The organism is Staphylococcus sp. HMSC056G08 (genome assembly GCF_001812305.1).
GTDB classification, from domain to species: domain Bacteria; phylum Bacillota; class Bacilli; order Staphylococcales; family Staphylococcaceae; genus Staphylococcus; species Staphylococcus simulans.
The window spans coordinates 94289-115861 of sequence record NZ_KV808463.1 but is presented as its reverse complement, the minus strand read 5'-3'; the positions used below and the strand labels follow the sequence as shown (position 1 = coordinate 115861).

The 21573-nt window shown below is 35.2% G+C and carries 20 protein-coding genes, 1 tRNA gene and 1 pseudogene; 12 read left to right on the top strand and 10 right to left on the bottom strand.

Features of this window, described 5'->3' with window-relative positions; translation table 11 throughout:
• Positions 1-137: 137 nt before the first annotated feature.
• A complete protein-coding gene (locus HMPREF2846_RS06170; RefSeq protein WP_023015448.1) occupies positions 138-509 on the top strand; it encodes a Na-translocating system protein MpsC family protein in 372 nt (123 codons plus the stop codon).
• A 911-nt stretch (positions 510-1420) separates the two neighbouring features.
• Here HMPREF2846_RS06170 and HMPREF2846_RS06165 read toward each other — a convergent pair.
• The 6 genes and pseudogenes from HMPREF2846_RS06165 to tarA all read right to left on the bottom strand — a co-directional run bounded on the left by HMPREF2846_RS06165 (position 1421) and on the right by tarA (position 9010).
• Positions 1421-2512 (bottom strand): YkvI family membrane protein, encoded by a 1092-nt coding sequence (locus HMPREF2846_RS06165; protein ID WP_070626150.1) that lies wholly within the window; start codon positions 2510-2512, stop codon positions 1421-1423.
• A 13-nt stretch (positions 2513-2525) separates the two neighbouring features.
• A pseudogene (locus tag HMPREF2846_RS06160) lies at positions 2526-3862 on the bottom strand (aspartate aminotransferase family protein).
• Positions 3863-4103: 241 nt separating this feature from the next.
• Positions 4104-6011 (bottom strand): threonine--tRNA ligase, encoded by a 1908-nt coding sequence (gene thrS, locus HMPREF2846_RS06155; RefSeq protein ID WP_070626148.1) that lies wholly within the window; start codon positions 6009-6011, stop codon positions 4104-4106.
• A 428-nt stretch (positions 6012-6439) separates the two neighbouring features.
• Entirely contained in the window at positions 6440-6790 is a 351-nt protein-coding gene (locus HMPREF2846_RS06150) for a DUF2200 domain-containing protein (RefSeq protein ID WP_023015450.1), read from the bottom strand.
• Between the two features lie 32 nt (positions 6791-6822).
• A complete protein-coding gene (locus tag HMPREF2846_RS06145; protein WP_070626146.1) occupies positions 6823-8019 on the bottom strand; it encodes an MFS transporter in 1197 nt (398 codons plus the stop codon).
• Between the two features lie 235 nt (positions 8020-8254).
• Complete coding sequence (tarA, locus tag HMPREF2846_RS06140; protein ID WP_061054889.1) at positions 8255-9010, bottom strand: N-acetylglucosaminyldiphosphoundecaprenol N-acetyl-beta-D-mannosaminyltransferase TarA; 756 nt, start codon at positions 9008-9010, stop codon at positions 8255-8257.
• Between the two features lie 137 nt (positions 9011-9147).
• Here tarA and HMPREF2846_RS06135 point away from each other — a divergent pair, with 137 nt between their 5' ends.
• The 3 genes from HMPREF2846_RS06135 (at position 9148) to HMPREF2846_RS06125 (ending at position 11070) form a co-directional block, all read left to right on the top strand.
• Positions 9148-9705 (top strand): sugar O-acetyltransferase, encoded by a 558-nt coding sequence (locus HMPREF2846_RS06135; protein WP_070626144.1) that lies wholly within the window; start codon positions 9148-9150, stop codon positions 9703-9705.
• A 110-nt stretch (positions 9706-9815) separates the two neighbouring features.
• Entirely contained in the window at positions 9816-10568 is a 753-nt protein-coding gene (locus tag HMPREF2846_RS06130; protein WP_002481413.1) for a M50 family metallopeptidase, read from the top strand.
• 10 nt (positions 10569-10578) lie between these two features.
• Positions 10579-11070 (top strand): GNAT family N-acetyltransferase, encoded by a 492-nt coding sequence (locus tag HMPREF2846_RS06125; protein WP_002481412.1) that lies wholly within the window; start codon positions 10579-10581, stop codon positions 11068-11070.
• 58 nt (positions 11071-11128) lie between these two features.
• On the opposite strand, the gene HMPREF2846_RS06120 is transcribed toward HMPREF2846_RS06125, so the two are convergent.
• Together HMPREF2846_RS06120 and HMPREF2846_RS06115 are read right to left on the bottom strand one after the other, a co-directional pair.
• Positions 11129-11833 carry a phosphatase PAP2 family protein gene (locus tag HMPREF2846_RS06120; RefSeq protein WP_070626142.1) on the bottom strand — a complete coding sequence of 235 codons (705 nt, stop codon included), beginning with the start codon at positions 11831-11833 and terminating at the stop codon, positions 11129-11131.
• A 156-nt stretch (positions 11834-11989) separates the two neighbouring features.
• Positions 11990-12646, bottom strand: coding sequence for a metal-dependent transcriptional regulator (locus HMPREF2846_RS06115; protein ID WP_002481410.1), 657 nt, complete (start codon positions 12644-12646; stop codon positions 11990-11992).
• 125 nt (positions 12647-12771) lie between these two features.
• Between HMPREF2846_RS06115 and HMPREF2846_RS06110 the strand changes: the two genes are divergently transcribed.
• The 5 genes from HMPREF2846_RS06110 to lif all read left to right on the top strand — a co-directional run bounded on the left by HMPREF2846_RS06110 (position 12772) and on the right by lif (position 17115).
• A complete protein-coding gene (locus tag HMPREF2846_RS06110; protein ID WP_023015455.1) occupies positions 12772-13485 on the top strand; it encodes a metal ABC transporter ATP-binding protein in 714 nt (237 codons plus the stop codon).
• Positions 13486-13509: 24 nt separating this feature from the next.
• Positions 13510-14346: a metal ABC transporter permease gene (locus HMPREF2846_RS06105; RefSeq protein ID WP_002481408.1), complete on the top strand. Its 837-nt coding sequence runs from the start codon at positions 13510-13512 to the stop codon at positions 14344-14346.
• Positions 14343-15275, top strand: a complete 933-nt coding sequence (mntC, locus tag HMPREF2846_RS06100) for a manganese ABC transporter substrate-binding lipoprotein MntC (protein ID WP_002481407.1) — start codon at positions 14343-14345, stop codon at positions 15273-15275. The genes HMPREF2846_RS06105 and mntC overlap by 4 nt, the downstream gene beginning before the upstream one ends.
• Positions 15276-15657: 382 nt before the next feature.
• Positions 15658-15752, top strand: a tRNA-OTHER gene (locus HMPREF2846_RS14360).
• A 121-nt stretch (positions 15753-15873) separates the two neighbouring features.
• Positions 15874-17115, top strand: a complete 1242-nt coding sequence (gene lif, locus HMPREF2846_RS06095) for a lysostaphin resistance FemAB family serine transferase Lif (protein WP_141751869.1) — start codon at positions 15874-15876, stop codon at positions 17113-17115.
• A 107-nt stretch (positions 17116-17222) separates the two neighbouring features.
• On the opposite strand, the gene HMPREF2846_RS06090 is transcribed toward lif, so the two are convergent.
• Entirely contained in the window at positions 17223-19271 is a 2049-nt protein-coding gene (locus tag HMPREF2846_RS06090) for a cation:proton antiporter (protein WP_070626138.1), read from the bottom strand.
• A gap of 329 nt (positions 19272-19600) precedes the next feature.
• Here HMPREF2846_RS06090 and HMPREF2846_RS06085 point away from each other — a divergent pair, with 329 nt between their 5' ends.
• Positions 19601-19780, top strand: coding sequence for a DUF1659 domain-containing protein (locus tag HMPREF2846_RS06085; RefSeq protein ID WP_256274432.1), 180 nt, complete (start codon positions 19601-19603; stop codon positions 19778-19780).
• Positions 19781-19795: 15 nt separating this feature from the next.
• A complete protein-coding gene (locus tag HMPREF2846_RS06080) occupies positions 19796-20008 on the top strand; it encodes a DUF2922 domain-containing protein (RefSeq protein WP_002481403.1) in 213 nt (70 codons plus the stop codon).
• Positions 20009-20060: 52 nt separating this feature from the next.
• On the opposite strand, the gene HMPREF2846_RS06075 is transcribed toward HMPREF2846_RS06080, so the two are convergent.
• The gene (locus HMPREF2846_RS06075; RefSeq protein WP_002481402.1) at positions 20061-20285 is read right to left on the bottom strand and encodes a hypothetical protein; all 225 of its coding nucleotides are present in this window, start codon (positions 20283-20285) and stop codon (positions 20061-20063) included.
• A gap of 321 nt (positions 20286-20606) precedes the next feature.
• On the opposite strand from HMPREF2846_RS06075, the gene HMPREF2846_RS06070 reads away from it, so the two are divergent.
• The gene (locus tag HMPREF2846_RS06070) at positions 20607-21530 is read left to right on the top strand and encodes an efflux RND transporter periplasmic adaptor subunit (protein ID WP_070626133.1); all 924 of its coding nucleotides are present in this window, start codon (positions 20607-20609) and stop codon (positions 21528-21530) included.
• The last annotated feature ends 43 nt before the right edge of the window (positions 21531-21573 follow it).

Genomic DNA, 21573 nt, shown 5'->3' with positions numbered 1-21573 from the left:
TACAATGACATTTTGATACAAGTAATCATTTCAATATTTTGATACACCTTCATTTTCTTTAAAGTGAAGGTATATCAAAATATTGAAATCTAATCAGCCTGAACTTCAATATGTCATATCATTTCTCAAGTAAGCAGGTGATTGATATAGCTAAACAAAATAAGACACAAGCATTTGCGAACCTTGTCCGTGCGTATCGTAAAGAACACATCGGTAAAGGTCCCGAACAAATCAAAGTGTTTTTCAAAGATAACTGGGCGGTTGCCCATATGACAGGAAGCCTAAGTAAAGTTGAAAACTTCTATTTGCGTAATACTCAAAGTAAGGAATTCGAAAGAATGCTTAAATTTGGACGTACAGAAGAAATTAAACAACTTTACAACCAACATCCACCTACAGAAATGGAAGAATTGGTAGGTGCGAAATTTGTAAAACTATTTACAGATGTTAATTTAGAAGATGATGAAGTCATTTCAATATTCGTGTTCGATCGCAATATTGAATCGTAATAGAATATATTAGGATTGGTGTAAGGTACTCGGTGCTGTTTACTAACCTACTTTGAAACTCGTAAAGACTTTTCAAGGAGGTGATGCATGTAAACAGGAGCGAGTTTTTTATTTCCATATAACATTAAATTGAACTTACCTTATTAAACAACCATTCATTTCTATAAAAATTTTCAATACGCTACACTCACCACTATAGTAGTCTATTGAAACCAGCCCAATTATAACAATGTGCTTTACGTATAAGAAAACAGCCCATTCTATACGCACAAAGCTGATACAGCAGCAATTCTCTTGCAACCTCCTGTTTTAAAATGTTTGATTGAAAAAGCTAATCATAAACATTGCAAGATGCTGTCATAGCTACACAATAACCCTAACAACAACCGGTAAGTTCAAATTAAGTGCCAAATAGTAATCAGTATGCCTATAACAGCAATTGATGGTTAAAATAAAACTGCGTTAAAAATTTAAAACGCGCTAAGTATTGAAATAAGGTAACAATGCATATATTCTGCTGATTGAATTCCCACAATTCATCACCACCAGCAGTGCCCTCAACTTTCTTATGCTTCACGTTACTATTTCAAACTTACAACACAACCCTTACTCAAATAAAACAGAGTTTAAGTCGCTCTGAATGATAATCATCGATCAAACGCACACCTGTTATATGGAAATGAGCCCAAACAAAACGTTTAAACTCAATCTTGAAAATCACACGACGATTCAGAACGTGATTAGCCCTGCATTCTGAATCCTACCCTCATTAATAAAAATGTCAAAAAACCTGTGTTCAATTAAGCTCCCTCAACTACTTAATTGAAACACATGAAACTATAAAATAATAACCCTTAAAAATAAAACGCATTGCAGCTACCCTTTCTACTGCAATGCGTATTTTTTATTTCTTAAATTTTACTATTAGTAGTTTTGAATTTAGACCATATAGTTCGTGCGAAAATGACTATAACTAATGCTAATCCAACATATCCTACAAATGGATAAATCATTGCAACCAATTCTCCAAATGGAAGTGTACCTCCAGCCATAAAAACAATACCTAATAAAACAGTGATAAGCACACCAAATTTTGATGGAATAAAACGCATAAACTCATTTTTAATCAACCAATACATCGGTGCTGTTGTTGAATAAATACCTAGCAATATACAAATAGAGAAAATAGTCGCTACCCAAGGACTAATTGTATCTCCAAGATATAATACCGGTACTTCTAACTTTAATACGTTAGGATAATGTGCAAACATTGCTAATACCATGGCCAGCACAGCAGCCATTAAACCAGCTCCACCACAAATACCTGCAGCATATGCTTCTTTACGACTACCAGATTGTTGTCCAAGTTGAGTAAAGAATATCGTTCCTGCTAAAATATTATAGCAAAAGAACAAAATACTTGATTGCCACCAATGACCAGCAGGCTGTAAATCTTTAGCAGCTTGCGGTAATGTGTCTAAAGATGGTAATGAACCAATATTTTTTAGGAAGACCACTAAACAAATAGCGATAGTTAAAACAACAATAACTGGTCCGACTGCTCCAATAATATCCACCAGTTTTTTCAAGCCAAATATTACTGTTATCATTGTTACAATTCCCATACCTAAAAGTCCAACATAAGTTGGTGTTCCAAAATGTTCATTAGCAATTGCACCAGTACCTGAAATCATTATTACTACAATACTGAATAAAAATAATAACGTGAAATACTCTACCAATCTCCCTATTATTTTTCCGCAGTATAGTTTAAAAATGTCACCTGGTTGTGCTAATTGAAGCTCATAGCCTCTAGTCATTAATGTTACTCCTAAAGAACAAAATAGGAGTGCACTTAAAAATACACCTGCAATTCCTGCTTTACCGTATGAAGCAAAGAACTGCATTACTTCTTGCCCCGTTGCAAATCCTGATCCAATCAAATACGCCATATAGGCCCCACTTAACTTTAAAACATTCTTCCAATCAATTCCTTTTTCCATATAAACACCCCTATTACCAACCTTGTCCTTCAACTTGGTAACCATCTAATTTTCCATCGCGCAATTCTTCCATAGTTTCTGTTAATATATTCAATGCTTTATCTAACTCTTTATCTGTTATTACTAAAGGCGGCTGGAATCGTAGCACATTTCCTGCTACGGCAATAATTACTACTCCTCTTTCATAACAACGATTACAAATTTTTAAAGCAGCTAAATTATCTCTTTCTTTACTTTGTTTATCTTTTACAATATCTATTCCAATAGATAACCCTAGACCTCTTACATCACCTACAAATTCAAACTTATCAATCCAATTTTCCATATATTTTTTAGCGTATTTACCTTTTACGGCTGCTTTGTCAACTAACTTATCTTCTTCTAACATTTCTAAAGTTGCTAACGCCGCTGCACAGCTTACTGGATTTGCTCCCATTGTGAATAGATGAGCTGGTGATGCTAAACTATCCATAATTTCTTCTCTTCCAACAATTGCTGACATTGGCATTCCGCCTGCTAACGATTTTCCATATGCTACTAAATCAGGTTCAAAATTAAAGTGTTCTATCGAACTCCATTTTCCAGTTCTTCCCATTCCTTGTTGAATATCATCAACTGCAATTAAAATTCCATGTTCCTTACATAGCTTTTCCAAAGCTTCAAAATAACCTTCTACCGGTTCTAATAATCCTCCATCTCCTTGAATAGTTTCTACGATTACACACGCAACTTCATCTGGAGGTAAATATTTTTCAAACATTTCTTTTAAAGGTGCTAAATACTCATCAATAGTATTGGATTCTGTCGAACCATACATTCCTCTGTAATTATCTGGGAATGGGATGTGATACACTCCGGGTAATAACGGCCCTATTTTTTCCTCATGTTCAAACTAATCGCTGATAAAGAAATCGAACCAAATGTGGAACCATGATAAGCGTTGGTAAAACTAATAATATAAGGTCTACCAGTATAAGCTCTTGAAAATTTAATGATTCCATCACATGCATCAGAACCAGTAAGACCAAAAAGTACTTTTTTATTAAATTTCCCAGGTGATAACTCACACAGTTTTTCAGAAAGATTAGCTAGCGGCTCGTGATACATATAAGCCGGTGTATAATGAATCATTTTACTTGTTTGTTCTTGTATAGCCTTTACAACTTTCTCAGGTGTATGACCAACATTTTGTGAACTCGCACTTGATAATAAATCGATATATTCTTTTCCATCGATATCTGTTAATGTTGCTCCATGTGCGTAATCAATAATGAGTGGATAATAAGGTATCCGACCTGCTTCAGCAAAATATTTATGATCCCGATTAAATATTTCTTGAGCATTTCCCATTTAAAACATCTCCCTTTATTTTGCACAATTTTATTTGAATTTGTAGAGTCGAATACATGTAATATACTACTATTCTCTCTCGGTGTAAACAGATTATTTGAAATATTCTGATAAATAAGAATATATATAGGAGGTTTTATCTTTTTAAAGTAACAATATTATTTATATAGAAAAAGTAACCATTCTTAGAATGATTACTTTTTTAGGCTATATACTAATTTTTAATAAATATAACTTAAACTTACTCTACTGAGTTTAAAACATCTCTTTCTGCTTTTAATTGTTCGATGAAGTCTTTCACATCTACGCTAGTTTCTTCAGAAGCACCGCGTTTTCTTACCGCAACTGTACCATTTTCTACTTCGTTATCTCCCACAACAAGTGTATATGGTACTTTTCTTAAGTGTGCTTGACGGATTTTATAACCCATTTTTTCGTCTGAAAGATCTAAATCTACTCTGAAGCCTTCAGCTTTCAATTGACGTTTCAAGTCTTTTACCGCATCTAAATGCAAGTCTGCATTGACAGGAATCACTTCTAATTGTACAGGTGCTAACCATAATGGTAAGTTTCCGCCAAAGTGTTCAAGTAAGATACCGATAAAACGATCGCTTGAACCATAAATTGCACGGTGGATAACCACTGGACGTTCTTTTTCTCCGTCTTTATTAACGAAAGTTAAATCGAATTTTTCAGGCATTTGGAAATCTAGTTGTACAGTACCGCATTGGTGACTACGTCCTAATGCATCTTTGATGTGAATATCAATTTTAGGACCATAGAACGCGCCGTCTTTTTCATTGACTGTATATTCAAAACCATGTTGATTCAATACATTTTCTAATGATTGTTCAGCGAAATCCCAAAGTTCGATTTCACCCATAAAGTCATCTGGACGAGTAGAAAGTTCAATACTGTAATCGAAGCCGAAGACACTATAAACTTTATGAATCAAACCTAAGACATCTAAGATTTCTGATTCAATTTGGTCACGACGAACGAAGATATGTGCATCATCTTGGTTGAATGTTCTTACACGGAATAAACCATTTAAAGAACCGCTTAATTCATGACGGTGGACTTGACCGAATTCAGCCATACGAATTGGCAAGTCACGATAAGAATGTAAATGATTTTTGTAAATCAACATATGTCCAGGACAGTTCATTGGTTTTATTGCATAAGTTTGTTCATCTACTTCAGTGAAGTACATATTGTCTTGGTAGTGATCCCAGTGACCACTGTTTTTCCATAAAGTTTCATCCATGATAAATGGAGTGTAGACTTCTTCATAATCCGCTTCGAACTGTAATTGTCTCAACATATTTTGTAATTCTAAACGAATCACTTGTCCGTTATGCGCATAAAACGGCATACCTGGCGCAAATTCTGAGAATGAGAAGATATCTAATTCTTTACCTAAACGACGATGGTTCACTTGTTCATATTTATCAATAAACGCTTGATGGTCTTCTAAGGCTTTCGCATCTGCGAATGCAAAACCAGATACACGTTGTAATGCTTCGTTGTTCACATCACGTAACCAGTTAGTTGCGGATACTGCTTGTAAACTGAAGTGTTTCACTTTAGATAAGTTGTGTACTAAAGGTTGGTCGATAACCGCTGCGTAATCTCCATGCACCGCAACTTTCACAGGCTCTGCGGCTTGTTCAATATGATGTTGCATAAAAGCATTTTCATTAAATTGGTCTAATGCGTCTAATTTTGATAATTCACGAACTTCAATTGGATGATTGGCGCTTACTGCTTTTTGAATGTCTTTAGAAACTTTTTCTAAATCCCCTGCTTTCAAGTTTTCTTCAGGTTTGAAGTCTACAAAGAATTGTTCTTTGTTTACACCGAATCCCGCAACTTTTGCACCGTGTTTTTCTAGGACTTCACCTGCTAAATAACCTAAAGTATAACGAATGGCTTCTAACCCTTTTTCATCTTCATATGTCAAGAATTCAACTTGGCAATCTTCTCCGATGTATTCGTTCAAACCATAAAATGTGCCATCCACATTCGCAACCGCAACTTTTTTCGCAAAAGAACTGCCGATTTGTTGCGCAACTTGGTAAAGTGTTGTGCCTTGTGCCACCTCCAATTTGCGTTGATCTGGTAAAGTAACGATAACTTGTTCTGCCATAATTATTGCCTCCTTAAATTCTAATGGTTGATTTTATTCAATAAAAAAACTGCACTTATCCTCTGATAACAGGGACGAGTGCAGTTTATGCTCGTGGTACCACCCACATTCGAAACAAGTCATTAAACAAGACTTCAATTGGAGTTGCTCTCCTAGAAGTCTCAACTTGCTTCCTCATTAGAATGGCGTAACATGCCATTAGTCGGTATGCTTTCACATACATCTCAAAAGGAGTAAAACACAGTTTAAGTAATTAGAAAGCTTCCAGCCGCTGACTTTCTATCTCTGACTTAAATCTTGTATTTCATATCTTTTTCATCGAATCCGTTTTTAAATTAAGTACATTGTATCGTAACGATTACGATTCTGCAATATATTTTTTATAAGTTCATCATTTTGTAAAACTTGAAAACGTTTTATTCTTTAAATCATTTCCTCATTATTTTATTTAATGGCTTACCTTTTGCGAGCTCATCTACGATCTTATCTAAATAGCGAATTTCCTGCATTAAAGGTGCTTCAATGTTTTCAACACGAATGCCGCAAATGACACCCGTAATTAACTTGCGGTTCGGATTTAAGTCAGGTGCTTGCGCAAAGAAATCTTCAAACGGTACTCGCTCATCTAATACTTGTTGTAAACCTGCTTCATCATATCCTGTTAACCAAGTGATTACTTCATGCAATTCATCTTTTGTACGCCCTTTTTTCTCAACCTTTGTCACATAATGCGGATAAACACTTGCGAATGCCATATCATAAATTTTATGTCTTGCCACGCATGTCACTCCTCTGCTTGTATTTATTTCTATTATACCCCTTCTTTTGATGGCATGTTGATGCCGTTATCAAACACATCTTTTGGCACAATTTTAGTAAATACAACTACTATCATGACGAAAACTAATCCTGTAATCAGAAATACAAGCGTGTAATTGAAACCAAGAATAAAGCTGAAGAACATAATACTTAAAGGTTTGGTGAATTGACTGAGCGCAAAGCTGACAGAGAAGACCCTTGCTTTATAACTTTCCTCGATACGTTTTTGGAAGTAGATTTGAAGTGGAATATTACTGTATTGTGCGCTGAAACCTAATACAATATAAACGCCAATTAACGCTAACACCCCAGCTAAATTTCCCATTGCCATCATCGTAATCAATGCCAACGCAAAGAAAATCATCGCAATCGTGTAGCTCGATCCAATTAAATATAAACGTAAATTTTGTTTAGGCGGGAAAATCGCAAGAATGATACTGCCTAACGCCATGCTGATTGTTAAAGAAGCCTCTATCCATCCAAATGCACTTGAAGATACATGCATCTTTTGAATGGCTAACATTGAAATGCCAATCGGTATCGCATACAAAATAATATTAATCACTGCCAAATAAACCACCATCGTCGCTAAATCCTTTTTAGCCCATATGTAGTGAAAACCTTTTTTGAAATTATTGATGAAAGCTTGGTTCTCTTTTTCCACATGTCTGTTTAAAGGTATAAATGCTATCGTCAACATGGCGAGTGATTCAGTCACTAAAATCACATATCCCATTTGTTCAATAGAAAGGAATCCTACCACAATACCGCCGATTACTGGCGCTAAGAATGATGTGGCCATAATTACAATATTCCTTAAAGACACAAAGCGCTCTAATTGCTCCCCTGTTATCTTCGCTAAATTAGATTCAATGATTAAACCTACTGGCACATCAGTCGCAGTAAGCATCATCATTAAAATAACCAGTGCCCATAAATGATTTTGATACCCCACTAAAAACACAGTGATGGATAGCACGCTTAATAATTGCACAATGAAGATCATCTTTCGATTACTTTTATAATCGGCTAGGTTCCCCATAATTGGACCTAACACAATTTGAACTACAGCCATCATACCTATAACAAAACCGTATAATGCACCATTGCTTGTTTCTCTTAAAATATAAAACGAACAAGCAAAGAAAAAGATTTCCGAACCAAAGGTCGAAACTAAATCGAAAATCAATAATAGAATCCCTTTTTCATGTTGTCACCTCTTGATGTTTGTTGTTTATGCTCTTAAAGAAATGATTGTCACAAATCATGTCTCAATCATGCTTATCAAGACACTTCATATGTAAATGATACAACATTACTTTATTTTTCTAAATATTCAATACACATTATGTAGATATCATATTTTGTTCATAAAAAAGCCTGCTCTAACTTTCCTGTATTGTTAGAGAAGGCTCATTTAAATATTATTTACGCTTCAAACGTTTACGGAAAACTTTGGATACAAATCTAGGTAATCTGCGCATTCTTGCCATACGTTTCCAATCTGTAATCAAGCGATAGAACCATTCAAGATTCGTTTTACGGAAGAATAGAGGTGCACGCTTTTTTGTACCGCTATAAATCTCAATGGATCCGCCGACACCCATCAGTAATGTATGTTGAAGGCGATGACGGTGTTGTTTAATCCATTGTTCTTGTTTAGGATAACCCATACCGACAAAAACATAATCTGGATTAAATTTACTTACTTTACGAACCACTTGTTCATCTTTTAAATCAATATAACCGTGATGTGCATCGAAAGTCACATGAGGATATCGATGTTGTAGCTCTTGTTTGGCTTTTGCGACTACAGCTTCAGATGCACCTAATAAGAAGACACGCTGATGATAACGCTCAGCAATTTCTAAACACTTTGCCATAAATTCGATACCTGGCACACGTTCTTTTAACGGGGTACCTAATATTCTGCCTGCTTGAATAATCCCTGATCCATCTGGAATGATATAATCTGCTTCACTGATTAAATCATAATAACTTCGATTATCTAATGCGTAATCTACAATTTCAGGATTTGCAGTCACAACAAACATGTTATCAGTTGTATCTGTTTCTCTAAAATGCATGACCGCTTCTTTCATCTCGTCCATTGTGACGTTATCAAATTGAACAGACAAAATATCTACTTTATTCTGTTTATGCTTATGTTGAATACTCATCGCTTCAAACTCCTAACTTGCACCTCTGATTAATAAAAGTTCATTTCATCTTATTATACACGCCAGTTGAATTGATTGCATTCCTCACTATAAGTGGTAATCTGAATTTATTATGAGAATCAAAGAGGTTAGATACTATGACAAGTGAAAAAGACAAAATGTTGAGCGGTCAGCTCTATGACTCAAGAGATCCTGAGTTAGTAAAGGAACGTCATAAAGCACGCCACGCAACAAAAGCAATCAACAATGCCTTTTCTATTAAAGAACGTATGCATTTATTCCACCAAAGTGTAGGGGCTTGCGGTGAAGAAGTCTTCATTGAGCCAGATATCCACTTTGACTATGGTTATAACATTACAATTGGAGACCATTTCTATGCGAACTTTAATGCGACGATGTTAGATGTCGCAAAAATTACGATTGGCAATCACGTACTCTTAGGTCCTAACGTTCAGTTGATTACCGCAACTCACCCTTTAAATCCTAAAACACGTGCCGCTGGACTAGAGTTAGGCTACCCTATAACAATCGGTAATCATGTTTGGATTGGCGCAGGTGCGATTATTTTGCCAGGTATTACCATTGGCGATAATGTTGTTGTCGGCGCAGGCAGCGTCGTCACTAAAGATGTATCCACAAATCAAGTTGTCGCAGGTAATCCAGCACGTTACATCAAAGATGTGCCGAATGATTAAAATAGGTCCGAAGACGCAAGACGTAAATGCTAAAAATTCATACAATGAAGATAAATCATAAGTTGAGGTCATGTATCTCAACTTTTTCTAATTCAAGAAGAGGTTAAATTATGCAGTTGATTAAAGATATTCTGAGCACTTCTATGACGCTCCATTTATATTGGGTGGTATTAATCGCCATTGCTTATCTATTCGTGCATCGCAATCGTCATAAACCAAGTTTTGCGATTTTAGACATTATATTAAATTACATTCCGGTACTGACACATGAATTCGGTCATATTCTATTTAACAAAATCAGTGGCGGTCATACCGAGGATTTAGTGATTGTTACTTCTCCTAGAGAACGTATACAGACCTCGCGACAAGGCTTTGCGGTCACCAGAGCTAGAAGTAGAGTGACGATGATAATTACGACACTTGGCGGTTATGTGATGCCTCCGTTGATGTTGGCAGTCGGACTCTTTGCAGGTTACTATCATTATCCTTCACTCTTCGTATTCAGCTATCTAGCTATCTTTATTTATTTTGTGCTGATTACTTCAAGAAAAGGTATCCCTATTTTACTCACGCTCTTATTAGGTGTCATGATTTATGGTTTAGTTCAAAACGGTCAACCTGAATTCATTGTCATTATCTTATCATTGATTTACCACTTTATTTTAGGTGTGCTGTTCGGAGAGTTGCTACAATCGACTTGGACGATTATTACTTTGACTTTTACGAAACATGTTATCGACTGGGATGGTTTAGCTTTACGTCAATTAACCGGCATCCCTGTCGTAATTTTCAGTTTGTTATGGATTGCCTTTAACGTTTATATCGTGTACGCTATTATCACTATTCTACTTTTACAGAATTAAGGTGATAAAAATGGTAAAGCTTCGTCCAGCAACACAAGTCGATTTATCTTTATTTACAAAAGTTTATAATCAAGCCATCGCTGCACGTAACATCACAGCAGATATTGATGAAATGACAGAACAAGAAATGGCACACGTCTTTGATAAACACGATGCCATGCGTCCATTGTTTACAGTATACGATGAAGAAATGCGCCCAATTGGTTTTGCGAGTCTGAATTACTTTTACGGCAGACCTGCTTATGATGAAACTGCAGAAGTCAGTATCTATTTGGATCAACAGATTAGTGGGAAAGGTATTGGTACTAAAGTGATGCAACGTCTAGAACAAGAAGCCAAAGCGTTAGGGATTCGCTTCTTAACTGGCTATGTTTTCGCACAAAACATACCATGTAATAAATTATTTGAAAAACAAGGCTACGTTCTTTGGGGAGAAATGCCGCAAATCGCACACATCGATAATCAACGCTTAGACTTAAATATTTGGGGCAAACAAATTTAATAGAGATGAATAGATGAACAAAAGAAGCTTTGCGACACCGCAAAGCTTCTTTATTTTACTATTTTATATAAAACATCTTACCTTTTCGCAGTAAATTGATTTGAGGCAACTTCGTTAATAACAAGCGATATAGCAATATAGCACCCATTACCCAAACGATACCTAAAGAGACACCGCCTATCACATCAGTTAAAAAGTGTGCGTGAAAGTACATTCTTGAAAATAAAATACTTGCCCATAACACTGAAAGCAAACCAGCAATTGTCACTTGAATTGCACGATGTTTCACTTTCGGTAAAAACACCGCAAATATAATGATCACAATCAGCGTACTAGATAATGAATGCCCGCTTGGAAAAGAAAAACCTGTATCTGCTAACAAATGGTCATACGGACGATGACGATGAATGACATCCTTAAAAATAATACCTAAGATACCTCCTGAAGCCACTGTGCTTAACAACCATAAACTTAATACATAGTAACGCTTGAATAATAAAATAATCGCAATGACAATAGACATCACTACAAAGGTTAAAACATCTCCATATGTAGCCAGTGCATTCATATAATCATTAAGAAAGCCATGACCAAACTGCATTTTCGGTTCACCAAACGTTTGAATAAACCATCGTAATGTCGTTTGATCCATATATCGTAAAAAATCTAACTTTAAATAATTCCCAATCATTATAAACAAAAAGATCAGTAAGCTGACAACTAACACTATTTTTTCTGATTGATGTGCTGTATTCTCCTTCATCCTTATACCTCTTTTATCTTTTTTATTATTATATGACGATTTTTTGAATTATCCATAGGTACAAAGAATGATATACATCTCATTAATTAGAACGACAAAAAAGACGTAACCTAAATAGATTACGCCAATGATGAACCACTCTGATTCCTATTCTATTTATACGTCCGCTAATTCCCCAAAAATATGTGCCGCGTTTTCATAACTTAAAATAATTAATGGGTCATCCCCTTTTTGAATAGCAATAACTTCGTTAGTATCATCACGAGATATCACCGTCACCGCATCCCCGATTGAAATAAATTTACTAGAAAGATAAATTAATAATTTCGTACGGTCTCGTACACGACGAATCACGATTTGATCTCCTGCTTGGAATGTTTTTAAGGATTCATTGTAAATTTCTTCAAATTTACCATCTCTTGGGATGATACCGCCATGTGGGCATGTTGTCGGATAATTCAACAATGAGTCTAAACGTTCGACAAACAAATCAGACACTCTATGTTCAAGCACTTCTGCTTCTTGGTGCACTTCTTCCCAGTTGTATTTCAATATCTCGATTAAGAAAAGTTCTAATAAGCGATGACGCTTAATAATTTCTAATGTATGGTTGAAACCTTCTTCGGATAATTTGACACCCTTATAAGGTTTGGTAGTTACATAGCCCGCTTTTTCTAAACGATTGACCATCTCACTCACGGATGGGGGTTTAATATTTAAGTATTGAGAAAGTTTTTTATTTGTAACGAATGAAGTTGCGCCGCCATTATTCAAAATCGCTTTGAGGTAATCTTCTTTTTCTTCCGTTAACATCTTGTCACCGTTCCTTCCATCCAGATTCACTTTATTGTATCACGAAAAGACTTGACACGCGAAAATTCATGTCTTATGATGAAATAAATTAGGTTACCCTAAAAATTCTTTTAGGAGGTGTGATATTGTTAGAAATTGAGAATTTGGATTTGTATTTAGGCAATAAGCATGTCTTGCGAAACATCAACTTGTCTATTCCTGTTCACGGTGAAATCATCGGTATTATGGGTCCGAACGGTGCAGGAAAATCCTCATTAATCAAAGCGTTAATCGGAGAGTTTAAATCACAAGGTGTCCAATTGTTGAACAATCAACCAGTCGAATCACAACTTAAGAACATCACATACATACCGCAAAAAGCCTACTTAGATTTAGATTTTCCAATTGATGTTGAAAATGTCGTACTATCAGGCGCTTATAAAGAGATTGGGTGGTTTAAACGCCCTTCTGCACAAATTAAACAACGCTTAACTCAATTATTAGAAGAAATGGAATTAACACATTTACGTAAACGCCAAATTTCTCAATTAAGCGGTGGACAGCTGCAACGTGTATTAGTTGCACGCGCCTTGATGTCGACGAGCGAACTTTACTTATTAGACGAACCTTTTGTAGGAATTGATTTTACGAGTGAACAATTAATTATGCGTAAAATAGAAGGCTTAAAAGCCGAAGGCAAATTAATTTTAATCGTGCATCATGATCTATCAAAAGCAACTACTTATTTCGATCGTGTCATTCTGCTCAATCAAACTTTACGTTATTTCGGACCAAGCGAAGAAGCAATGACCACAGAACGATTAAACGAGACATTCATGAATCAACCACAGCGCCATTAAAGAATTAGAAAGAGAGTCAAATTTATGTACGAATTTATACAACAACTCACACAATATCAATTTTTAAACCGCGCTCTGATTATTTCCATTTGTGTCGGCATTGTGTGCGGAACAGTCGGCAGCCTGATTGTTTTAAGAGGGTTGTCACTCATGGGTGATGCGATGAGCCATGCTGTATTGCCAGGGGTTGCACTATCATTCCTCTTCAAAATTCCGATGTTTGTCGGAGCTTTAGTTACTGGAATGCTAGCCAGTCTATTCATCGGTTTTATTTCTGAACGAAGTAAAACTAAACAAGACGCAGCCATCGGCATCAGCTTCACAGCATTCTTAGCTACCGGAGTTATTATTATCAGCTTGATCAATAGTACGACGAACTTGTATCATATTCTATTCGGTAATTTGCTAGCGATTACCAATAGTGCATACTGGTCGACGATTGTGGTCAGCATAATAGTACTCTTGCTTATCATCATTTTTTACCGCCCATTAATGATTTCTACTTTCGATCCAACCTTTAGTAGAATGAGCGGTTTAAACACAACAGCCATCCACTACTTTGTGATGTTGCTCTTGTCACTTGTGACAGTTGCAAGCATTCAAACTGTGGGTATTATACTCGTTGTTGCACTGTTGATTACACCCGCTTCAGCAGCTTTTCTCATCACCAAGAAATTATGGTCTATGATGATTGTAGCCAGTCTGATCAGTGTAATCAGTTCAATAATCGGTATGTATTTCAGCTACATTTATAACATCCCTAGTGGTGCAACAATTGTCTTGTGTGCGTTTGCTATTTATGTCGGTACATTTATCTATTCTAAATTGACTCTCAAAATCAAAAAAGGAGTTACATCATGAAAAAATTAGTACCATTATTAGCTATCATGTTATTACTGTTAGCAGCATGCGGCGGAGGCAAAGATTCAAACTCAACAGCCTCTGATAATCATAAACTTAAAATCGTCACAACCAATTCAATACTATATGACATGGCCGACAACGTAGTCGGGGACCATGCGGATATACATAGCATAGTTCCTATCGGCCAAGATCCTCATGAATATGAGGTCAAACCTAAAGACATCAAAGCCTTAACAGACGCAGATATCATCCTTTATAACGGGTTGAATCTGGAGACAGGTAATGGTTGGTTTAAAAATGCTTTAGACCAAGCTGGCAAAACAACTAAAGATGATAGTGTCGTACGCGTTTCTAAAGATGTAAAACCAATTTACCTGAACGGTGCTGAAGGCGATGAGACAAAACAAGATCCTCACGCTTGGTTAAGTCTAGAGAACGGCATCAAATATGTAAAAACAATTCAGCAAGCTGCAATCAATCATGATAAAGCACACAAAGCAGACTACGAAAAACGAGGTGATGCTTATATCAACAAGCTTGAAAAGTTAAATAAAGACAGTCACGACAAGTTCGATGACATTCCTAAAGATCAACGCGCTATGATCACAAGTGAAGGCGCATTTAAATATTTCTCAAAACAATATAGCATCACTCCCGGCTATATTTGGGAAATTAACACTGAAAAACAAGGAACACCTGAACAAATGAAACAAGCAATTAAATTCGTTAAAGATCACAACTTGAAAAATCTATTAGTCGAAACAAGTGTCGATCATAAAAGCATGAAGAGCTTGAGTGAAGAAACAGGCGTTCCAATTTCAGGAGAAGTCTACACAGACTCTATTGGCAAAAAAGGCAGTAAAGGAGATTCCTACTACAAAATGATGGAATCTAACATTGAAACCGTTCATCAAAGCATGAAGTAAACAATTTATCCTTTCAATTAGCGGAAAAAGACCTCCTAGTATGTCCATTCCATTTCCGCTAATCCATAAATAATCTATCCTAAACATAAATAAGCTGTGGTCTTTCCTCCCACTGGACCACACACCACTTTAAGAAAATCGGTGCTTGCGATGACATCGATTTTCGAAGCGACAGTTCCCCTCAAGAGCTGTCGCTTTTTTTGTGTTTAATTCACTCAATCTTTCATCACAAGATCACATCTTTACCCTTTTAAATACAAACAACAAAAATTTAGTCATTTATTATATTTCTTTAAATATCTTCAATTGTTTATCTACAAAATATTTATAAATTTCCTTTACTTTTAGAAAAACTAAAGTTATGATTAATTTAGTTATTCATGGAGGGATACCCAAGTCTGGTTTAAGGGGGCTAATATTTATTTATTAATTAGGAGCACGTCAGTGCTTGCGTTGGTTCGAATCCTTCTCCCTCCGCTTAGTTTTAAACAATATTGATATCGGTTGATAAGTTAACAATTGCGGTTACTTAATCAATCGATTTTTTTGTGTATATCTAATCAATGTTAAAAAACTCTATATGAAAGTAGGTCTTTTTTTGAATTTTTCTAAGTTAAACATTCAAGAATTTGAAAATTTTGTTAATGAAAACGCATCACATTATACCCAATCATCCTCACATTTCAATTATCAAAATGAGCATCAAAATAATGTACATTTAGTCGGCGTAAAAAATGAAACAGGTGATGTATTAGCTGCTTGTTTACTGACTGAGGCACGTTGTTTAAAGTTCTTTAAATATTTCTATACACATCGCGGTCCAGTCATGAACTTTAAAGACCATGAGTTAGTCAGATTTTTTTATAAAAACTTAACGACATATCTAAAAAAGCATAACTGCTTATATGTTTTAACTGATCCTTACCTGTTAGAAAATATTCGAAGTTGTGACGGAGAAATCCTTGAATCTTATGATAACGAAACTTTTATGAATGTGATGAATTTATTAGGTTACCGTCATCAAGGGTTTACTACAGGTTATTCTCAAACAAGTCAGATCAGATGGTTGTCTGTCTTAAACCTAGAAAACAAAGATGAAAAACAATTGTTAAAAGAAATGGATTATCAAACACGCCGTAATATTAAGAAAACCTATGAAATGCAGGTGAAAGTCCGTGATTTATCAATTGATGAAACAGATCGATTTTTTAAATTATTTAAAATGGCTGAAGAAAAACACGGCTTCAAATTCAGAGATCAAAGTTATTTTGAAAGAATGCAGAAAACATACGCTGATAACAGTATGTTAAAGCTGGCTTACATCGATTTAGAAGAATTATTAGAGGCACAAAATGCGAAAGTCGCTGAGTTAAATACAGATATTGAAAATGTTCAAGCGGCATTAAAAGAAAACCCTAATTCTAAGAAAAACAAAAATAAATATGCGCAATACCAAAAGCAATTAGCAGCACAAGAACGAAAAATTACTGAAACGAAAAAATTGATAGAAACAGATGGACCTGTATTAGACTTAGCTGCAGCTTACTATATCTATAACCCTCATGAAGTTTACTACCTATCCAGCGGTTCAAACCCTAAATACAATGCCTATATGGGTGCGTACAGACTCCAATGGGAAATGATTCAATTTGCGAAAAATAAAGGTATTGATCGCTATAATTTTTACGGTATTACAGGAGATTTCAGTGAAGATGCTGAAGATTTCGGTTTTCAAAAATTCAAAGAAGGCTTTAATGCCCATGTTGAAGAATATGTCGGCGACTTTATTAAACCGATTAAACCTTTCTTTTACAAGATTTATCAATTGTTAAATAGATAAAAGTTAACAATTCTCAACTATCTAACAATTTATAATAGTTCTTTCTTTTATTTTACTATATGAAAAAGCACAGCCTGTTTGTTATGCAGACTGTGCTTTATTTAGAATTATGTTAAACGGTCCACTAAGACCATTTCATCATAGTTAATCGCTTCACGTAATTTTAAAGCTGTTTTTTCACTGATTTCTTCATCTTCGACCAATTCATTCAAAATATGTCGTTGTTCACGTAAAGCATTGAGCTTGATTCTAGCTACATTATTACGATGACCCGTTTTATTTGAGAAGATATTAGCCGCTGTCAGATTATCTGAACGCATTAAATAACTATCACAAATTGTGCCGATTTCTAATTTGTTATCAGCATTGGCTTCTTTTGTTAAACGTCTGACCACATTATAGTGGACAATGCGCATGATATTTGAGATTTCTTTTAAGTTCTGTTGCACATCTAATGAGGAAGATGCGTTTGTTTGTACACGCACACGACGTCTTAAAATAGCTACTTTAATGCGCATAATAATTCTGCGGATCAATGAAGCTTGACGATACACTTGTGTACGTTCGGCATAGCGCATATAGTTATCAAAATCACTTTGTGTAATTCTGCTTTCTTTCACGAGCTCGTTTAATGTTTCTGTCTCTGTATCAATCGCAATCCCTTGTAAGCGTTCAAGTTCTCTAGAGTTTTCATCATCATCGTCAATCACTTTCATAAAAGCAATACGATCATGATAAATTTTAATGACATTACCATAATTGAATGAAGTTTCAGGCGTCGCATGTCTTCTTAAGTAGTCAATTGTCTGTTCAAGAATATAGATACGGGCTTCTCTGAAACTCATTCCTTCCACTTCGACTTTCTTCATGACTGGTGTAATTAACGGTAATAAAACTTGAGCAATTACCAAACTTAATACCACCATACCTGCAGAAATAAAGAGTAAGTCATTACGATAAACAAATGATGTATGTTCTCCAAGCATATAAGGAAACGTCAAAGCAATGGCTAATGAAATCGTTCCATGTACTCCGCATAAAGTCATAATCATCGCGTATTTACTACGTTTAGGTTTCGTTTCTCCTTGTTCTTTATTCTCACCATCATTCATTGCGCGTTGGAATGGACTGACCGGTAAGTAGAAATACGGATATAAAACATACACCCATAAGAAACGAAATACATATACCGCTAAGGCAATCAAACCTGTAATTCCAAGTAAGAAGACTAGGTTCTGCGGCTCTGTTTTAATAATGTTTTTAACAGTTTCAGGTACAATATAGCCTAAAATTACGAATACAAAGCCATTTAATACATAACTCAATAAGTTCCATGTTTGTGTATAACTCAATTTCAACTGGTTACTGATTTGATTAATCCGATCACGCTCAAAACCATGAACTAGTCCTGAAATCACTGCCGCGATAATACCTGAAGCATGGAAGACTTCTGCCGCAAGATATGACACAAATGGTGTCAATAACTGAATGAATACAAACATATTATTGCTTTCTACACCTTTACGTGCCAATACAATGCGTAAACGAACTAAGATAATACCGACAAGCAGACCAATAACTAAACCGCCGATTGAAGTAATTAAGAACTGACCAATCGCATCCGTAATAGAAAATGCGCCTGTAATCAGTGCTGCGACAGCAATTTTGAATGAAATGATACCTGCCGCATCATTTAACAATGACTCCCCTTCTAAGATTGTCATAGAACCTTTTGGTAGAATTTTCCCTTTCGTAATTGCCGACACAGCTACCGCATCTGTCGGACATAAAACAGCAGCTAACGCAAAGCCGGCTGGCATGGGTAAGCTTGGCCATACCCAATGAATAAAGAACCCTACCCCTATGACAGTTGTAAATACTAAACCTAACGCCATCATCATTACTGGTTTTATGTAGCGCTTCAAACTCACACGCGATACATTAACACCTTCAATGAATAGTAAGGGTGCGATCAACGCAACCATAAAAACTTCTGTATCAAATCTAAAGTTTACCGGAATTGGTGTTAAAAAGATCAGCGCTCCTAAAATGATTTGGATAAACGCTAGTGGTACTTTAGGGAGAAATAATGAATGGATTAATGAACTTAAAATAATTGCTGCTATAAAGACCAAAAGACCTTCAATAATTTCCACAGCGTCACCTCTTTCTTTGTTGTATATACTTCATATATCTTTCTTCAATATCATTGAAGATTCCGACCATATATCAAGTGTCTATGTTTAATAATACTATAATCAATTGTGTGAAATCTATTCTAAAAACTTCATCATCTTATAGATATTGCGATGATTCATCTACCTTAGAGAAGAAGCTTTATATACCTGTTTAATTACCCCGTCACACACTCCTTCAAAAGTTTTTGAAATTAATTTTACAAAAGGGTGTGCTTTTTTTCTAGAAATTTCGATATATAGAGTGAGCAAGGAGGTGAACAGAAATAAAAACAATCAAAGAACTTGCAGTGACACTTATTCGTGTCGAAGACAAAAAAGAAGCAAAACCAGTTATCAAACGTCGTAGATTTGCCCGTTTAAACCCACAAAGCACTGAAGCACAATTAAACAGCTTCAAATCAGCTATTGAAAAATTAACAGGTGAAACATACGACAACATCGAAGTCACAACAGTAGAAACTTTATAAGAGGAGAATCAGATTATGACAAAATCACTAGAATTGATTTATATCAATGAAGCACACAAACCGGTCAAATTCCAAGTTCCAGATATTAAACAACAAGTATCTGAAGAATCTATCCGTAATGCGATGAGCACTTTGTTAGAAAGCAATGTATTAAATCCTCCATCAGGTAAAATCATTGCGATTAAAGGAGCACAAATCGTAGAAAAAGAAACACATGTTATCTTCTAATTAAATATAGCCGAGTTTGCTCAACATTTGAGTAAACTCGGCTATTTTTTGATTATTGCCTCGGTTGAATTACATCTCCGAAAAACACGCGTTTACTACCTAACTTTCTACATAAAGCATAATCATCATAAACATCCACGACTTGAGCTAAATTTTTATATGAATGCTTAGCGTTCAATACTTCTATAAATTGGTGCTGTTTAATACAAGCACTATGTCCTGCATCTATAAAAAATGTTTCCTCGTCTAACACCCGAATAATAGTCATTTTTGTCATGATGCGCCCCCCTTTTCCTACTTTTCATAAATCGCTTTATGTAAAACATCTCGTTTCAACAAATTATATATTGATATTTCAAAAAAATCTACAACTTTTACAATTTACAAATAAAAAGTGACACAATTTACCTATTACTTAACACAGAGCATAACGAGATTAAGTTGATATTCGTCGTTTTTCAGTGCATTTGTGTTATTTTTCTACTTTTTTTATATTTATTAAAAATATGCGACAAGATAATTAATTTAGGCGTTGCACCAACCATTATTTACATTGTATAATAACCAAGAAATTAAATAAGATGAGGTGAGCTTAATTTTGTTTAAACACCCCTGGTTGATTGCCTTAATACTCCTTCTCCTTTTAAGCGCAACTGCCGTCGGATTATATGTCGCATTCCGACATTACACACTTCAGGCAACTCAAAACGTTAAAACGTACACCGCAACCTATAACCGACCGATTCAATTTTCTGGTATTCAATCTGCTGAAACAACACAATCCTTTTACTATGATGCTCGTATGGGAAGCATCCATGACTGGTATAGTGCTGAAGGTAAAATGATAAAAAAAGATCAGCCATTGTTCGAATACTACAATAAAATACTTGAACAACAATTAACTGCAGTACGTAAGCATTTGAATACTTTAGATAGTCATCAGCATCGTCAAAACTTCCTAAATATGCATACCTATTTGGAACAAGAATATGATCGTATTCAGCTTGGACTCAGAACACAAGTCTTCAGTATGTCAGAAGGCATTGTCCATATTATTGATAAGCATCCAAGTAAGAAAAATCAATTATTTGCGCAAATTCACAGTTCAAAGCGTATAATTAAAGCTTATATTTCTGAGACTGAACTCAAACAATTGAAACTTAACCAATCTGTTGAAATTAAAACAAAAACAACGGAACAGTTTAAAGGCAAAATTTTGAGTATTAGTCATTATCCTGATGTTACAAAAAGTGAAACAAATAAATCTTATTACGAAGTTCAAATTTCTACTAATGGTGTTATACCGGTAGGAACTCACTTTCAAATTACGATTCCTACGCACTTAATTGCCCTTCCAAAGGACGTACTATATGATAAAAACGCAATATTAATTAAAAGAAATGAACAAATGGTTAAAAGAATTATTAAATACCATGAAAAATCGGGTATGGTTATTATTAGTGAAGGTTTATTACCGGGAGAAAAAGTTATTGCTCAACCCAAAAACTTCACATTAAACTAGAGTTCTTATATAATTAACCCATATCAAAAGGCTAAATAGAAAA

Coding starts and splice junctions, on each gene's coding strand:
- HMPREF2846_RS06165 (WP_070626150.1), bottom strand. CDS start 2,512: ATGGAAAAAGGAATTGATTGGAAGAATGTTTTAAAGTTAAGTGGGGCC.
- thrS (WP_070626148.1), bottom strand. CDS start 6,011: ATGGCAGAACAAGTTATCGTTACTTTACCAGATCAACGCAAATTGGAG.
- tarA (WP_061054889.1), bottom strand. CDS start 9,010: ATGAGTATTCAACATAAGCATAAACAGAATAAAGTAGATATTTTGTCT.
- HMPREF2846_RS06135 (WP_070626144.1), top strand. CDS start 9,148: ATGACAAGTGAAAAAGACAAAATGTTGAGCGGTCAGCTCTATGACTCA.
- HMPREF2846_RS06130 (WP_002481413.1), top strand. CDS start 9,816: ATGCAGTTGATTAAAGATATTCTGAGCACTTCTATGACGCTCCATTTA.
- HMPREF2846_RS06125 (WP_002481412.1), top strand. CDS start 10,579: ATGGTAAAGCTTCGTCCAGCAACACAAGTCGATTTATCTTTATTTACA.
- HMPREF2846_RS06120 (WP_070626142.1), bottom strand. CDS start 11,833: ATGAAGGAGAATACAGCACATCAATCAGAAAAAATAGTGTTAGTTGTC.
- HMPREF2846_RS06115 (WP_002481410.1), bottom strand. CDS start 12,646: ATGTTAACGGAAGAAAAAGAAGATTACCTCAAAGCGATTTTGAATAAT.
- HMPREF2846_RS06105 (WP_002481408.1), top strand. CDS start 13,510: ATGTACGAATTTATACAACAACTCACACAATATCAATTTTTAAACCGC.
- mntC (WP_002481407.1), top strand. CDS start 14,343: ATGAAAAAATTAGTACCATTATTAGCTATCATGTTATTACTGTTAGCA.
- HMPREF2846_RS06080 (WP_002481403.1), top strand. CDS start 19,796: ATGACAAAATCACTAGAATTGATTTATATCAATGAAGCACACAAACCG.
- HMPREF2846_RS06075 (WP_002481402.1), bottom strand. CDS start 20,285: ATGACAAAAATGACTATTATTCGGGTGTTAGACGAGGAAACATTTTTT.